The sequence below is a fragment of the Agromyces mediolanus genome, assembly GCF_014648575.1.
Lineage (GTDB): Bacteria > Actinomycetota > Actinomycetes > Actinomycetales > Microbacteriaceae > Agromyces > Agromyces mediolanus.
On sequence record NZ_BMRJ01000002.1, the window covers coordinates 454,015 to 469,633 of the forward strand.

The window sequence follows — 15,619 nt, forward strand, 5'->3', positions numbered from 1 at the left end:
TGAGCACGCGGTCGACGGCGGCGACGAACGCGTCGACGCCCTCGCGGCCGAGGCACATCGGCGGCTTGATCTTCAGCACGTTCTGGTGGTCGCCGGTCGGCTGCACGATGACGCCGAGCTCGAGCAGCCGCTCGCAGATCGCCGCCGTCTCCTCGGTCGCGGGCTCGAAGCTCTCGCGGTCGCGCACGAACTCGAGGCCGAGGTAGAAGCCCGAGCCGTGCACCGCGCCGACGAGCGGGTGGCGCTCGCCGAGCTCCGCGAGCCGCTCGCGGAAGTAGCCGCCGACCTCGCGGGCGTTCTGCTGCAGCCCCTCCTCGCGGATCACGTCGAGCACGGTCGAGCCGACGACGCTCGACACCGGGCTGCCGCCGGCCGAGGAGAAGAAGTAGCCCTGGCTGCGGTACGCCGCCGCGATCTCCTTCGTCGTGATGACGGCGCCGAGCGGATGGCCGTTGCCGATCGCCTTCGCGACGGCGACGACGTCGGGCACCACGCCCTGCTGCTCGAAGCCCCAGAACCACTCGCCGAGCCGGCCGTAGCCGACCTGCACCTCGTCGGCGACGGCGACGCCGCCGTGCCTCCGCACCGCCTCGTACACCGCGGCGAGGTAGCCGTCGGGCAGGGCGATCCCGCCCGCGTTGCCGTAGTACGTCTCGGCGATGAACGCGCCCGGCGGGGTTCCGGCGTCGGCGAGCCGTTCGACCTCGGCGACGGCCTCGCCCGCGTAGCGGGAGGCCTCGGCACCCCGGTGCCGCCCCCGGAACGGGTTGGGCGCGTCGACCGTGTGCACCCAGTCGGGGCGGCTCGCGAGCGCGCCCGGGTTGTCGGCGACGGAGGTCGAGACGGCGTCGGAGAGGTCGGTCCAGCCGTGGTACGCCTCGCGCACGGCGAGGATGTCGCGCCGCCCCGTCGCCGCGCGGGCGAGCCTCAGGGCGAGATCGACCGCCTCCGAGCCGCTGTTCACGAGGAACACCGTGTCGAGCGGATCGGGCACGAGCGAGGCGAGCCTCTCGGCGTAGTCGACGACCGCGGGGTAGTTGAACCGCGAGTTCGTGTTCAGCAGCTGCCACTGCTCGGTCACCGCCTCGACGAGGCGCGGATGCGCGTGCCCGATCGAGGTGACGTTGTTCAGCGCGTCGAGGTAGACCCGGCCGTCGGCGTCGACGAGCAGCTCGCGCCAGCCCCGCACGATCGCGGGCGGCTCCTCGAAGTAGTACTCCTGCACCTCGGCGAAGACGGCCTCGCGCCGGGTGATGAGTTCGCGGGCGTCGCGGGTTCCGGCGGGCAGGGCCGTGTCGCCCGCCGAGTCGCTCGCACGCTCCGCGCCTGCGAGGAGCGGGCTCGGGTCGGCGACGAGGGCGAGCCAGCCCGCGGCCTCGGCAGCGGGCGCGAACCACGGCGGGGTCGCGTCGCCGTCGCGGTGCACGCGCACGGCGAGCTGCGTCTCGGCTCGGCCGATCGCGGCGCTGCGATCGACGTGGGCACCGGCGCCCGGCGCAGCGGCGCTCACGAGGGCGGATGCCTCGGCCCCGTCGAGGCGCAGCACGAGTCCGTCGCCGCGCAGCTCGAGCCCGTCCTCCCCGGCGGTCACGATCCCGGGCCAGGGCGCGAGCAGCTCGACCGGGTGTGCGAGGGCGAGCTCCACGCCGAGCGCGACGTTCGCGGGAGCCTCCTGGGCGAAGGGCGTCGAGCGGGTGAGGCGCGCCTCGCCGAAGCGGGTCGCGGCCACGGCCGCGCCGGCGGCGAGCGCCGCACGGGCGGCGGCGGCCTCGGCATCCGGCTCGAGCCAGCGCCCGCCGTGCAGTGCGGGGCTCGTCGTGCCGAGCTCGACGTGGGCGAACTCCTCGGGGCGGATGCCGCCGAGCAGCGGCCCGTGCGAGGGCAGCGCGAGCGTCTCGGGCTCGTGCCCGGTCGCCGCGAGCACGAGCGCCGTCTGCACGGCGAGCGGGACGGCGGTGGCGGCCTCGAGGATCGCGAGCTCGTGGCCGAGGTTCTCGGCGGCGTAGCCGTTGCCCGGATCGGTCGCGACGACGTGGTGCCCGCTCGCGACGAGCACGGCGGCGCGCAGCACGACGAGCGGCCAGAGCGCCTCGGCCTCGGCGCGGGAGAGCGGGCGCAGCCCGTGGTACGAGGTGGCCGCGCGGAGGGCGGCGCGGCGGTCGACGCCGTCGTGGTGCAGCAGCGAGGAGAGCGTGATGGCGAGCTCGCCGACGGTCCAGCCCCGGTTCAGGTCGCCGAGGTCGATGACGCCGTCGGGCCGGCGGGTGAGCGGGTCGCTCCAGACCACGTTGTCGTCGGTGAGGTCGCCGTGCACGGCCTGCACCGGCAGCTCGGGCGCGAGCCGCTCGACGACGGCCCAGGCCTCGCGGGCGGCGGCGGAGACCCGCTCGCGGAGCGCGGCGTCGCCGACGTAGGGCAGCAGCGCGTCGAGCACGGCGGGCGCCCGGCGGAGGTCCCACTGGTGCGGCCGCTCGACGCCGGGGGCGTCGAAGTCCGCGAGGGCGAGGTCGACGCGGGCCGCCAGCTCGCCGATGCCGCGCACGACCGCGGGGGAGAGGTGCCCGCCGCCCGAGAGCGTGCCGCCGTCGAGGAATTCGAGCACGCGGGCGCCGAGCCGCTGCCCGCCCGCCTCGATCTCGCGCACGGTCGCGCCGTCGCCGCCGGACTCGGGGTCCGCGAGGCTGCGCGGGGTGCGCAGGCCGGGGGCGCGCTCGGCGATGCGGGCGGCGGCGGCCGACTGCGCCTCGAGCTCGGCGCTCGTCGTGCCGGGGTTCGCGATCTTCAGGAGCACGGGCGGCTCCTCGCCGCGGTCGAGGAAGAAGTTGCGGTCCTGGTGGCTGCCGAGCGCCCGGGCGGTGGCGCGCAGGCCGAACGCGTCGCGGGCGATGCGCTCGGCGTCGGCGGGGGAGAGCTCGGGCGGGGTGGGCTGCACGAGCTCGAGCTCGGAGGGCAGGGGGAGCGTGGGCATGATCGGTCCTTCGGGGTGCGCGGGCGGCGGATGGGTCGGTGCGGGGTGAGCGGCGGACGGCTCAGTCCCCGGGGTCGAACACCAGATCGCTCGTCGGGGCGGAGCAGCACACGAGCACACTGCCCGCGGGCGGCGGGGTGAGCGGCTCGCTCAGGTACTCGACGGTGCCGCTCGTGAGCTTCCGCACGCAGGTGCCGCAGACGCCGACGCGGCAGCCGCTCGTCCAGTCGATGCCGATGCCCTCGACGGCGTCGAGCACCGAGCCGGACTCGGGGCGCCAGTCGAGCTCGTCCTCGCCGACGGTGATGCGGTGCGGGCCGCTCGTCGAGGGCTCGCGCGGCTCGGCGAGCTCGGCGGAGCTGGGTGAGAAGAAGACCTCGGCCCGCACCCGCTCCGGGTCGACGCCGAGCGCCGCGAGCTGCGCGCGGACGTCGGCGGTGAAGGTGCCGGGGCCGCAGGCGTAGACGTCGAGCCGGTCGAGGTCGAGCTGGGCGAGGATCGCACCGAACGTCGCCGCGTCCGGCCGCACGCTCGCGGCGCCGAGGCGTTCGGCCCCCGCGGGGTCGCGGGTGAGGTGCAGGGAGGCCTCGGCGTCGGGCAGGGCGGCGACGGCGTCCCGCACCTCGTCCCAGAGGGCGACGGATGCCGCGTCGCGCTCGCTGTGCACGACGCGCACCCGGCCGGTGCCGGGCGCGGCGAGCCGGGCGCGCAGCATCGCGGCGGTCGGGGTGATGCCGGCGCCCGCGCTGACGAGCAGGAGGTCGCGGGAGGCGTCCTCGTCGAGCACGACGTCGCCGAAGGGGCCGGTGACGACGAGCTCGCCGCCGGACTCCAGCTGCTCGTGCAGCGCCGTGGAGATGCGGCCGTCGCGCTTGACGCTGATCCGGAACCGGCCCGACGGGCCCGACTCGCTCGCGCCGTCGTCGGTCGCGGAGATCGTGTAGCAGCGCCAGTTCGGCGCCGCGGCGCCGGGGGCGTGGACGCGCACGTGCTGCCCGGGCCGGGCGCGCGGCAGGAGGCCGAGCGGGTCGTCGAACCAGAAGCTCGTGACCGCCTCGGACTCCCGGCGGCGCTCGACGACGCGTCCGGTGCGCGGCCAGCCGTGCTCGGCCCCCGGGAGCGGCGTGCGCTCGTCGAGGGGCTCGATCCGGTCGCCGGGCGAGATGCGGCCGGGTTCGACGACCCGGGCGTAGACGCCGCAGAACATATGGCCGAAGCGGCTCGCGAGGAGGGCCGGCACGTTCAGATCGGAGACCGCGTCGAGCGGGTTGATGGTGGTGGCGCGGCAGCGGTCGGTCGGCTGGAAGACCTCGAGCACCGCCCCGCCGAGCCGCACCCGGCGGCCGAGGAGCGCGAGCTCGCCCCAGGCGGGGAGCCCGCCGAGGTACAGGTTGCCGCGGAAGCGCCGCGGGTCGACGGGCTCGCCGGCCGCCTCGGCGAGCGCCTCGAGCGTCGCCAGGTTGATGATCGAGAGGTGGGCCGCGGGCCAATCCCAGAGACCGGCCGCCGCAGTGCGGACGAGCGTCGGCGGGCCGAGCGGCCCGGCGGGCAGCGTCGCCCGGAGGAGCGCGTCGGCGTCGGCCGCGTCGAGGGAGGGACCGGCGAGGCGCAGCCGGGCGACGGCGTCGGCCGCGCTGAGCGTGAGCACCGGGTCGTCGCCGTCCGCGCCGTCGAGGGCGGTGCCGATGCGGGCGATCGACTCGTACTTCGCGAGGTGGAAGTAGGTCTCGCGGGGCTGCCAGGCCGCGCGATCGGCCGGCACGACGGTGCCGTTCTCGACGGCGTGCCCGCGGTCCCAGCGCAGGCCGCGGCCGGGGCGGAGCTCGGCCCCGTCGGTCTCGGGCACGCCGGGCAGGCCCTTCACGGGGTAGCGCACGATGCGCTCCAGGTGAGCGGGTGCCATGGCGCCTCCTTCAGCGCGATCGCGTTCGTCGGGCGAACGAGGATGCCGGATCGATCCGGCACTCGCAGCGAGACTAGCGGGAGGCGCGCGCGCCGTCAACGCTGCCGGAACGATCCGGAGCTTGAGATCACGGGGATGTCTCGATTCCGGGAAACCTTCCGCCGGGGTCTTGACGGGGCATCCGATCGGGGCTAGCTTTCCAACACGCCGGAACGATCCGGCATCCGTGGCCACACCAGGAACCCCTTGCTCCACCCCTCCGATCACGGGCCCCCGCCCACGAACCCAAGGGAGTCGACAACGATGCGACACGCGTTCCCCCTCATCGGCGGCCTCGCCGCCGCCACCCTGCTCCTCACCGGCTGTACCGGCGAACCGGCCGGCAACGGCGACGACGCCGCGGCCGAGGTCGCCCCCGGCTTCCTCGCGGTCGCCGACGAGTCGATCGCCTCGAGCGGCACCTTCCGGGCCTACCTCGACTACGACACCGTCGAGCCCAACGGCCTCGACCCCCGCACTGCCGACACCGCCCGCTCCTGGACGATCATGGGCCTCGCCTACGAGACGCTCGTGAACATCGACGAGAACTTCGAGTTCACCCCCGGCCTCGCCGAGTCCTGGGACGAGGTCAGCCCCACCGAGTACGTCTTCCACTTGCGCGACGACGCGGTCTTCTCGAACGGCCGGCCGATGACCGCCGAGGACGTGAAGGGCAGCATCGAGCTCCTGCTCGAGACCGGCTCCGCGTGGTCGCTGCAGCTCGGGCCGATCGAGTCCGTCGAGGTCACCGGCGACCTCGAGGTCACGGTGAAGCTCTCCGCCCCGTACACCGCCCTCCTCGGCGCCCTCGCGAACACGCCCGCCGCGATCCTCCCGGTGCAGGAGGTGCGCGACGGCACGGTCGACCTGAAGACCGAGATGGTCGGCACCGGACCGTTCGTGCCGACCGCGCACGTGCAGGACGAGTCCTGGAGCTTCGAGCAGAACCCGCACTACCACGGCCTCGACGAGCTCGGCATCGACGCCGTCGAGCTCGAGATCGTGCCCGACGAGGCCAACCGCCTCGCCGCCATCCGCGACGGCAGCGCCCAGTACGTGTTCTTCAACAACGCCGACGCCCTCGACCTCCTCGCCGGGACCCCAGAGGCCAAGGTCGTGAACCAGCAGAACACCGACTTCTACTACGTCATCCTGAACTCCACGAACCCGGACTCGCCGCTCGCCGACGAGCGGGTGCGCTTCGCGGTGAACGCCGCGATCGACCGCGCGCAGCTCTCCGACCTCACGCTCGCCGGCCACGGCCTCGCCACCGGCGTCTCGCCCGTGTCGCTGCCCGGCGCCTGCGACCCCGAGGAGCTGCCCAGCCAGCAGCTGAGCGACGAGGAGATCACGAAGCTCCTCGCCGACGCCGGCGCCGAGAACATCACGCTGTCGCTGCAGACCTGGAACTCCGAGAGCGCCCCCGGCAAGATCGCCCAGGTCATCCAGCAGCAGCTCGAGCCCTTCGGCGTCACCGTCGACATCGAGATCGTCGACGACGCCACCTACGGCGCCACCTTCTACGGCTCAGACGAGACCGCCGGCGCCGACATCGGCGTCAGCTGGTACGCCGGCTACGGCGACGCCGCGATGGTCTCGCGCTGGTGGAACACCGACCAGGCCGGCTTCACCGCGCGCTTCATGCAGGGCTCGCCCGAGCTCAACCAGCTCGTGGTCGACGCCAGCGAGGAGCCCGCCGGCGAGGGACGCGACGCGACGCTCACGAAGCTCTGCGCCGCGGTCGACGAGGGCGCCGAGCAGGTGCCGCTGATGACCCGCCCCGGCGTCATCGCCTACCGCGACGACCTGATCAGCCCGACCATCAACTCCAACGAGGGCTACGGCGACATCTTCCGCTACGTCACGGACTTCCGTCTGAAGAGCGAGGGCTAACGGCACCATGCGCCTGCTCCACTGGCTCCCGGGGAGGCTCCTCAGCGCGATCATCGTGCTGCTCGGGGCATCCATCCTGATCTTCGCCGCGGTCAGGAGCCTCCCCGGCGACTTCGCCCAGATCGTGCTCGGCCCGCTCTCGAACGAGGAGCAGCGCGAGCAGCTGCGGCAGAGCTTCGGCTTCGACCGCTCGCTGCCCGAGCAGTACCTGCTCTGGCTCGGCAACGCGGCGCGCGGCGACTTCGGGCTCTCGCTCGCGAGCCAGCAGCCGGTGCTCGACGAGCTCGCCTCCCGGCTGCCGGTCACCGCGCTGCTGGCCGGGATGGCGATGCTCGTCACGATCGCGATCGGCATCCCGCTCGGCGTCTACGCGGGCACGCACGCCTCGACCGGCCGCGGCAGCGCGGCGGCCAGGATCGTCTCGACGATCGGCATCAGCTTCCCGGAGTTCGTGCTCGGCTGCCTCGTCGTGTTCCTCTTCTCCCGCTTCGACCTGGGGCTCTCGGTCGGCGCATTCACCTCGCCGACGACGGACTTCGGCCGCGGCGTGGTCTCGCTGCTGCTGCCGGCCCTCGTGCTCTCGGTGTTCTGCGTCGCGGCCACCGCGCGCACCACGCGGGACGCGGTGATCGGGGTGCTCGTCGAGCCGCACATCGCCGCCTCGGTGGCGCGCGGCGAGCCGAAGGGCTTCATCATCCGCCACCACGTGCTGCGGAACGCGCTGATCCCCGTGCTCACCCTCACCGCGACGATCACGGCCTACCTCCTCGGCGGGGCCGTCATCGTCGAGCGGGTGTTCAACGTGCCGGGCATCGGCTCCTACCTCGTGCTCGCGCTCGATCGGCGCGACTACACCGTGATCCAGGCGGGCGTGCTCCTCGCGACCGCCGTGTTCGTGATCGCGAGCCTGTTGATCGACGTGCTCACCGGCCTCGTCGACCCGCGGGTGAGCGTCGCGAAGAAGGGACGGGGCGCATGACCGCCGTCATCCGGGTCGAGGGGCGACGGCGCAGCGTGCTCCGCCGCGCCTGGGACTACCTCGCCTCCTTCGACGGGCTCGCGAAGACCGCGATGTGGACGCTCGCCGTGCTGTTCACCGCGGCCCTGCTCGGCCGCCTCTTCGGCCTCGGCGGCAGCCCGACCGCGATCGTCGGACCGCGGCTCGCCCCGCCGTCGCTCGCCTACCCCGCGGGCACCGACAGCCTCGGCCGCTCGCTGCTGCCCCGGCTGCTCGAGGGGGTCATGACGACGCTGCTGCTCTCCGCGGTGGCGGTGCTGCTGACCGCCGTGATCGCGACGCTCTGCGGCATCATCGCCGGCTACCGCGGCGGCCGCACGGGCGGGCTGATCATGCGCGTCGGCGACATCCTCTACGCCTTCCCGGCGATCGTGCTCGCGATCCTCGTCGCCGCGGTCGTCGGGCCCGGCTATATCGCCGCGCTCTGCAGCATCGTGCTCGTCACGGTGCCGCTCATGACGCGGATGGTCGGGCAGGCGACGAGGCTCGTCGCGCAGCGCGACTTCATCACCTCGGCCGTCATCAGCGGGGTGTCGACCCCCGTCATCATGACCCGGCACGTGCTGCGGAACATCTCGGGCACGATCGCCGTGCAGGGCACCTACGCGCTGTCGGTCGCGATCCTCGTCGAGGGCGGCCTGAGCTTCCTCGGCTACGGCGTGCAGCTGCCGGGCTCGAGCCTCGGCCTCCTCGTGCAGGAGGGCACCCTCTACATGGTGAAGGCGCCGTGGCTGATCCTGCTGCCGGGACTCATCCTCGTGCTCGCCATCCTCGCCATCAACCTCATCGGCGACAGCCTGCGCGACCGATTCGAACCGAGAGAGGCGAGGTCCCTCGAATGAGCGCCATCCTCGACATCCAGGACGTCACGGTCGAGTACTCGACCGGCGGCACCATCGTGCGCGCCCTCGACGGCGCGAGCCTCGCGGTCCGCGCGGGCGAGACCGTCGGCCTCGTCGGCGAGTCCGGCTCGGGCAAGTCGACCCTCGGCTCGCTCGTCGGCCGGCTGCTGCCCGGCAACGCCCGCTACCCCGAGGGCCGGGTGTTCGTCGACGGGCACGACGTGCTGCAGCTCGGCGTGAAGGAGCTGCGCACCCTCCGCCGGGAGCAGCTCGGCTTCATCCCGCAGGACCCGATCTCGGCGCTCGACCCGACCATGCGGATCGGCCGCCAGCTCGAGCTCGCGCTGCGCGGCCTGCCGAACGACCGCGCCGCGCTCGTCGGCCACCTCGAGCGGGTGCGGATGCGCGAGCCCGAGCGGGTGCTGCGGCTCTTCCCGCACGAGATCTCCGGCGGGATGGCCCAGCGCATCGTGATCGCGATGACGATGGCGCGCTCGCCGCGCATCCTGATCGCCGACGAGCCGACCGCGGCGCTCGACTCGAACGTTCGCAGCGAGGTGACGAAGCTCGTCTTCGGCCTCGCCCGCGACGCCGGCACCACGGTGCTGTGGCTCAGCCACGACCTGCGCAGCGTCGGCCGCTGGTGCGGGCGGGTCGCCGTGATGTACGCCGGCCGCGTCGTCGAGGACGGCCCCGCCGAGCAGGTGCTCGGCTCGCCGACGCATCCGTACACCGTCGCGCTCGCCGCGGCGGACCCGGCCGGCGTGCAGCCGGGCGAGCGGATCGAGACGAGCTCGGTCGACGTCGCCGCGCTCGCGGCGAGCTTCCGCGACGAGGAGGAGGTGGTGGCCCGATGAGCGAGACGATCCTCGAGCTCGACCGCGTGACGACGGTGTTCCGCACCGGGTGGGGGCGCGGCCGCAGCGAGCTCGTCGCCATGCGCGAGGTCAGCCTCGACGTGCGGGCCGGCGAGACGCTCGGCCTCGTCGGCGAGTCCGGCTCGGGCAAGAGCACCACGGCGAGCGTCGCCCTCGGGTTGCGCGAGCCCACGAGCGGCACGGTGCGCTTCCTCGGCGAGCCCATCGGCGGGCCGAAGCAGCGCCGGGCCCGCCGCGGCCTCATCCAGACCGTGCCGCAGAACCCGCACTGGTCGCTCGACCCGCGGATGCCCGTCGGCCTCTCGGTCGCGGAGCCGCTCGCCGCGCTCGACGGCTCGCGCCTCACGGCGCACGCCGAGCGGGTCACCGAGCTGCTCCGCCAGGTGCGGCTCGACCCCGCCCTCGCGGCGCGCTACCCGCACGAGCTCTCGGGCGGGCAGCGGCAGCGCATCGCGATCGCCCGGGCGCTCGTGACGAACCCGCGCTTCATCGTCTTCGACGAGGCGGTGAGCGCGCTCGACGTCTCCGTGCAGGCGCAGATCCTGAACCTCATCATCGACCTGCAGGCGCAGCACGGCTTCGGCGCCCTCTTCATCTCGCACGACCTCGCGGCCGTGCGCTACCTCGCCCACCGGATCGCGGTGATGCGGCTCGGCGAGATCGTCGAGCTCGCCGACACCGCCCGCTTCTACGAGACCCCCGAACACGAATACTCCCGCCAACTCCTGGAGGCACTGTGACCGACCCCTCAGCCACCGCGATCCCGCCGCGGCTCGCCGGACTGCCCAGTTGGGGCCCCCGGCCCACGAACCGCGACGTCGAGCTCGTGCCGAGCACCGACTGGTCGGGCGACGTCGTCACGTACGACTTCCCCGGCGTCGAGGTCGGCGTCGCCACGTACGAGAACGGCCCGACCGGCTGCACCGTGCTGCATGTCCCGGCCGGCGCCCGGCTCGCGATCGACGCCCGGGGCGGCGCGATCGGCATGAGCAACGGCTTCGAGTACTTCGCCCACGCGATCTGCCTCACCGGCGGCTCGGTGTACGGTCTCTCCGCCGGCTCGGGCGTCGCGGACGAGCTCCGCGCCCGCGGCGGCAACCGCGGCGGCGTCGACGATCTGCAGCTCGTCTCGACCGCGGTCATCTACGACTACTCGGCGCGCGAGACGGCGATCCACCCGGATGCCGCGCTCGGACGCGCCGCGATCCGCGCCGCCGAGCACGGCCGCGTCCCCGTGGGCCGGGTCGGCGCGGGGGCCACCGCCTCCGCGGGCAAGATCGACTACGCCCGCACCGAGCTCACCGGCCAGGGCGCCGCCTTCGCCCGCGCGGGCGAGGTGCGCGTGCTCGTCGTGACCGTGCCGAACCCGGTCGGCGTCATCGTCGACCGCGACGGCGAGGTCGTGCGCGGCAACTACGACGCCGAGCGCGGCGAGCGGCGCCGCCTCGAGGGCGACTACCTCGCGGCGATCGAGCGGGCGCAGCAGCCGCGGGCCGAGCGCGGCAACACGACGATCACCGCGGTGATCACGAACGTGCGGCTGAGCGACCGGGAGCTCATCCACTTCGGCCGGCAGGTGCACTCCTCGATGAACCGGGCCATCCAGCCCTTCCACACCGCACTCGACGGCGACACCCTGTTCGCGCTCACGACCGACGAGGTCGACCTCACCCCGAGCGTCCCCGCCGAGGACGACGACGCCCCGGTCAACTCGATCGCCATCGGCGCGCTCGCCTCCGAGCTCGCCTGGGACGCCGTGCTCGAGGCGGCCCGATGAGCGCCGCAGCGCCCGCGCCCACCGGCCGGACGCCCGCCACCCGCACCGCCACCGCCACGGAAGGATCCGACGTGCCGTTCATCGACCCCGCCGCGAGCGACGCCGGCCGCGCCGCCCCGCACCGGCTCACGCCCCCGCCCTACTGGGGCGACCGCGTCGGCAACGACGACGTCGAGCTCGTGCCGAGCCACGGCGTCGGCCGCGGCCTCGTCGCCTTCGACTTCCCCGGCGTCGCCGTCGGCACCGCCGAGTACGCGAACGGGCCGACCGGTGCGACGGTCATCACGATCGCGAACGGCGCGCGGACCTCGGTCGACGCCCGGGGAGGGGCGATCGGCATCATCGGCCGCTACGAGGAGTTCAACCACGCGATCTGCTTCGCGGGCGGCTCCTCCTACGGACTCGCCGCCGCCACGGGCGTCGACGAGGAGCTGCTCGTGCGCGAGCAGGGCCGGGTCGGCTGGCAGGACCTGCGCTCCGCCTCCGGCGCCGTCATCTACGACCTCGGTGCGCGCGACACGGGCATCGTGCCCGACGCGGCGCTCGGCCGGGCCGCGCTCGAGGCCGCCCGCCCCGACGCGATCCCCGTCGGCCGGGTCGGCGCGGGCATCGCCGCCTCGGCGGGCAAGATCGACCTCTCCCGCTGCGAGTTCACCGGGCAGGGCGCCGCCTTCCGGCAGATCGGCGACCTCCGCATCCTCGTCGTCACGATCGTGAACCCGGTCGGCGTCATCGTCGACCGCGACGGCCGGATCGTCCGCGGCAACTACGACCCCGAGACGGGCGAGCGGCGCCTGCCCGTCGTGGACTACGAGGCGGCCCTGCTCGCGGGCGAGCAGCCCGTGACGGCCGCCGGCAACACCACGATCACGGCGGTCGTCACGAACGTCAAGCTCGACGACAAGGAGCTGCGGCTCTTCGGCCGCCAGGTGCACAGCTCGATGCACCGGGCCATCCAGCCGTTCCACACCAACCACGACGGCGACACGCTCTTCGCGCTCACCACCGACGAGATCGCGCTGCCGCCCGCTGGCAGCACGCGGCTCGGCGAGCAGGCGGTCAATTCGATCGCGCTCGCCGCCGTGGCCTCCGAGCTCGCCTGGGACGCCGTGCTCGAGGCCGGCCGATGACCCGAGCGACGACCAGCACCACCCCGTTCGCGGCCCGCCGCGAGGAAGGACCGACCAGATGACCGTCCGCCGCTTCGAGACCGACGAGCTCGACCCCTATCAGCGCGGGCTCGCCCTCGGCCGCTTCGGCGCCGAGGAGATCGCGTGGAACGCGCGCGGCTACGCCGAGCTCTTCGAGGTCGTCGGCGTCGTCGCCGACGACCTCCCCGGCATCGGCCGGCAGGCGATCGAGCGCACCGAGGAGTGGGCGCCCGAGCTCGCCGCCGAGCTCCGCGGCCTCGCCGACGGCGCCGGTCTCGAGCACTGGCAGCTCGGCGTGCTCAACGCGCGCACCGAGATCCTCGCGACGGTCGGCGCGATCGGCGAGGGCGAGTGCTCCACGGTCGTCACCCTGCCGGCGGATGCCGCGCCGCGCACCGTGCAGACCTGGGACTGGCACGACGTCTCGAACGACCACACGCTCGTCGTGCGCGCCCGGGTGCGGCCCGACCACGAGGTGCGGTACTTCACCGAGTTCGGCATCCTCGGCAAGATCGGCCTGAACAGCGCCGGCATCGGCGTGCACTTCAACATCCTGAACCACGCGGGCGACGGGGAGGGCATCGGCGTCCCGGTGCACGTCGTCGCCCGTGCGGTGCTCGACCGGGCCCGAACCCTCGAGGAAGCCGTGTCGATCGCGTCCTCCGCCGCGGTCAGTGCCTCCACGGTGCTCACGATCGTCGCCTACACCGACGGCGTCGCCGACGCGGTCTGCGTCGAACTGAGCCCCGGCGGCGCGGCCGTCGTGCGGCCGAACGACGACGGACTGCTCGTGCACACGAACCACTTCCTCGACGAGGCGCTCGCGGGCGGCGAGCTCTCGCCGGCCACCGCGAGCAGCTACCCCCGCCTCGAGCAGCTGCTCGCGCGCGAGGCGCTGTTCCGCTCCGAGGACCCGGTCGATCGCGCGGTCGGGATGCTCGTGCACGACGCCGACGGCGCGCCGGTGTGCTGCCACCCCGATCCCGAGCTCGCCTTCGAGCACCGCTGGCAGACGCTGCTGACCATCTCGCTCGACCTCGAGGCCGGGCGGCTGCAGTTCCACGAAGGCGGCCCCTGCCGCGTCGAGCGGGCGAGCTGGCAGGTGTTCTGAGCGGGGAGGGTCTGACACAATGGCGGGGACTCGGGGAGGGCACGTGACGCCGGCGACGATCGTGGACGTGGCGCGAGCCGCGGGAGTGTCGAAGACCACCGCGTCCGACGCCCTGCGCGGGCACGGACGCGTCTCCGACGCGACCCGCGAGGCCGTGCTGCGCGCGGCATCCGAGCTCGGCTACGCCATCAACCGCTCCGCCCGCTCGCTGCGCACCGCGACGACCGGGGCGATCGGGCTGTACATCCCGCAGGTGGTCTTCCGCAGCGAGCACTACCTCTCCTTCGTGTACGGCGTCGTCGACGTCGCGGCCGGCTTCGACTACGACGTCACCGTGATCGTCGCCGGCGAGGAGGCGCGGCCGAACTACGCCCCGCACGTCGACGGCCTCGTGATGATCGACCCCGCCGAGGGCGATGCGATGGTCGAGCGGCTGCTCGCCATGGGGCTGCCCGTCGTCTCCTCCGAGCGCTTCCCGAGCGGCCAGCAGCCGACCGGCGTGGTCTGGTCGGATCACGGCGCCTACACGAGGGTGCTGCTCGACCACCTCGCCGAGCGCGGCGCGCACCGCCCGGCCCTGCTCGCCTCGGCCACGGTCTCCGACTGGTCGATCGGCATCCAGGAGTCCTACCTCGCCTGGTGCCGCGATCACGGCGTCGAGCCCGCGGTCGCGGTCGCGACCTTCGGCACCGACGCCTCCCAGGCGCAGGCCGAGGCGGCCGCCATCCTCGAACGCGAACCCGACGTCGACGCGCTCATCGGCGCGAGCGACGGCTTCGCCGCGGCGGCCGCGCCCGTCGTCACGGCGGCCGGGCGGGTCATCGGCGAGGACCTGCTGCTCGCCTCCTGCGTGGACAACAGCGCGCTGCGCGCCATGCACCCCTCCGTCACCGCGATCGACACCAAGGGCGGCGAGGCCGGCGCCGAGTGCGCGCGGCTGCTGTTCCGGCTGCTGAGCGGGGAGACCGAGCGGGGCGCCTCGATCGAGCTGCCGCTGGAGCTGCACGTGCGCGAGTCCACCCAGGGCCGCTCGCAGGGCTGAGGGCCGCCGCGTAGCGTGGGGGCATGACCTCCGCAGCCGTTCCGTCCCCGGCCGAGCTCCTCGGCCTCGCCCGCGACATCGCGGTCCGCGCCGGCGAGCAGTCGCTCGCCGCCCGCCGGGAGGGGGTGAGCGTCGCCGCGACGAAGTCGACGCCGCTCGACATCGTGACCGCGGTCGACCGCGACACCGAGGCGCTCATCCGGGCGCTCATCGCCGAGGAGCGCCCCGACGACGGCGTGTTCGGCGAGGAGGATGCGGCGCGCATCGGCACGAGCGGGCTCGAGTGGATCGTCGACCCCATCGACGGCACGGTCAACTTCCTCTACGGCATCCCGAACTGGGCGATCAGCATCGCCGTCGTCTCCGGCGGCGCCGACCCGGCCGAGTGGACCGCGCTGGCCGGCGTCGTGGTGAACCCCGTCTCGGGCGAGCTCTTCGAGGCGAGCAAGGACGGCGGCGCGCGCCTCGCGGGCGCCGAGCTGCGCGTGAACGATCCGGTGCCGCTGTCGCGCGCGCTGATCGGCACCGGCTTCGGCTACGCGGCCGAGGTGCGCCGGGCCCAGGGCGCGGTCGCGGCGGCGTTGCTGCCCGGCATCCGCGACCTCCGCCGCCTCGGCTCGGCCGCCCTCGACCTCTGCGCGCTCGCGGCCGGCCGGCTCGACGGCTTCTACGAGACCGGGCTGAATCCCTGGGATCACGCCGCCGGGGCGCTCATCGCCCGCGAGGCGGGTGCGCTCGTCACCGGGCCCGGCGGCGGCCGCGAGTCGAGCGAGCTGCTGGTCGCGGCCGGCCCGGCGCTGGCGCCGGAGCTGCGCGCGGCACTGACGGCGGCCGGACTGCCCGCCTGAGCGGAGGGCCCGGGACCGCTCTCACGGCGCGTCGCCTGGAACGGCGGGGATGCCGGCCGGAGCTGGCGGCCGACGGGTGGCGCGATCGGCGTGCCCGGGGTAGCCTTTACCAATCTGTTACCCGAGCACCGCTCGGAATGACGGCCCCT

Annotated in this window: 12 protein-coding genes; 10 read left to right on the forward strand and 2 right to left on the reverse strand. The window is 74.1% G+C overall.

The window, feature by feature from the left end:
- Together IEY71_RS11985 and IEY71_RS11990 are read right to left on the reverse strand one after the other, a co-directional pair.
- On the reverse strand, window positions 1-2,968 hold a 2,968-nt coding region (locus IEY71_RS11985; RefSeq protein ID WP_189085556.1), incomplete at its 3' end, for an aminotransferase.
- A 61-nt stretch (window positions 2,969-3,029) separates the two neighbouring features.
- Entirely contained in the window at window positions 3,030-4,871 is a 1,842-nt protein-coding gene (locus tag IEY71_RS11990) for an MOSC domain-containing protein (protein WP_189085557.1), read from the reverse strand.
- Between the two features lie 303 nt (window positions 4,872-5,174).
- Between IEY71_RS11990 and IEY71_RS11995 the strand changes: the two genes are divergently transcribed.
- Genes IEY71_RS11995 through IEY71_RS12040 form a run of 10 tightly spaced genes read left to right on the forward strand, consistent with a single transcriptional unit; the run spans window position 5,175 to window position 15,470 of the window.
- The gene (locus IEY71_RS11995) at window positions 5,175-6,803 is read left to right on the forward strand and encodes an ABC transporter substrate-binding protein (protein WP_189085558.1); all 1,629 of its coding nucleotides are present in this window, start codon (window positions 5,175-5,177) and stop codon (window positions 6,801-6,803) included.
- A 7-nt stretch (window positions 6,804-6,810) separates the two neighbouring features.
- Window positions 6,811-7,782 (forward strand): ABC transporter permease, encoded by a 972-nt coding sequence (locus IEY71_RS12000; RefSeq protein WP_189085559.1) that lies wholly within the window; start codon window positions 6,811-6,813, stop codon window positions 7,780-7,782.
- Entirely contained in the window at window positions 7,779-8,663 is an 885-nt protein-coding gene (locus IEY71_RS12005; protein WP_189085560.1) for an ABC transporter permease, read from the forward strand. The genes IEY71_RS12000 and IEY71_RS12005 overlap by 4 nt, the downstream gene beginning before the upstream one ends.
- Window positions 8,660-9,520 (forward strand): ABC transporter ATP-binding protein, encoded by an 861-nt coding sequence (locus IEY71_RS12010; RefSeq protein ID WP_189085561.1) that lies wholly within the window; start codon window positions 8,660-8,662, stop codon window positions 9,518-9,520. The genes IEY71_RS12005 and IEY71_RS12010 overlap by 4 nt, the downstream gene beginning before the upstream one ends.
- Window positions 9,517-10,281, forward strand: a complete 765-nt coding sequence (locus IEY71_RS12015; protein WP_189085562.1) for an ATP-binding cassette domain-containing protein — start codon at window positions 9,517-9,519, stop codon at window positions 10,279-10,281. Before IEY71_RS12010 ends, IEY71_RS12015 begins: the two co-directional genes overlap by 4 nt.
- Window positions 10,278-11,318 (forward strand): P1 family peptidase, encoded by a 1,041-nt coding sequence (locus IEY71_RS12020; protein WP_189085563.1) that lies wholly within the window; start codon window positions 10,278-10,280, stop codon window positions 11,316-11,318. The genes IEY71_RS12015 and IEY71_RS12020 overlap by 4 nt, the downstream gene beginning before the upstream one ends.
- On the forward strand, window positions 11,315-12,448 hold the full coding sequence (locus IEY71_RS12025) for a P1 family peptidase (RefSeq protein WP_189085564.1): 1,134 nt from the start codon (window positions 11,315-11,317) through the stop codon (window positions 12,446-12,448). The genes IEY71_RS12020 and IEY71_RS12025 overlap by 4 nt, the downstream gene beginning before the upstream one ends.
- 58 nt (window positions 12,449-12,506) lie before the next feature.
- Window positions 12,507-13,580 (forward strand): C45 family autoproteolytic acyltransferase/hydrolase, encoded by a 1,074-nt coding sequence (locus IEY71_RS12030; protein ID WP_189085565.1) that lies wholly within the window; start codon window positions 12,507-12,509, stop codon window positions 13,578-13,580.
- 19 nt (window positions 13,581-13,599) lie between these two features.
- Window positions 13,600-14,622, forward strand: a complete 1,023-nt coding sequence (locus IEY71_RS12035) for a LacI family DNA-binding transcriptional regulator (RefSeq protein ID WP_189085566.1) — start codon at window positions 13,600-13,602, stop codon at window positions 14,620-14,622.
- 23 nt (window positions 14,623-14,645) lie between these two features.
- Window positions 14,646-15,470: an inositol monophosphatase family protein gene (locus tag IEY71_RS12040; protein ID WP_189085567.1), complete on the forward strand. Its 825-nt coding sequence runs from the start codon at window positions 14,646-14,648 to the stop codon at window positions 15,468-15,470.
- Window positions 15,471-15,619 lie beyond the last annotated feature (149 nt).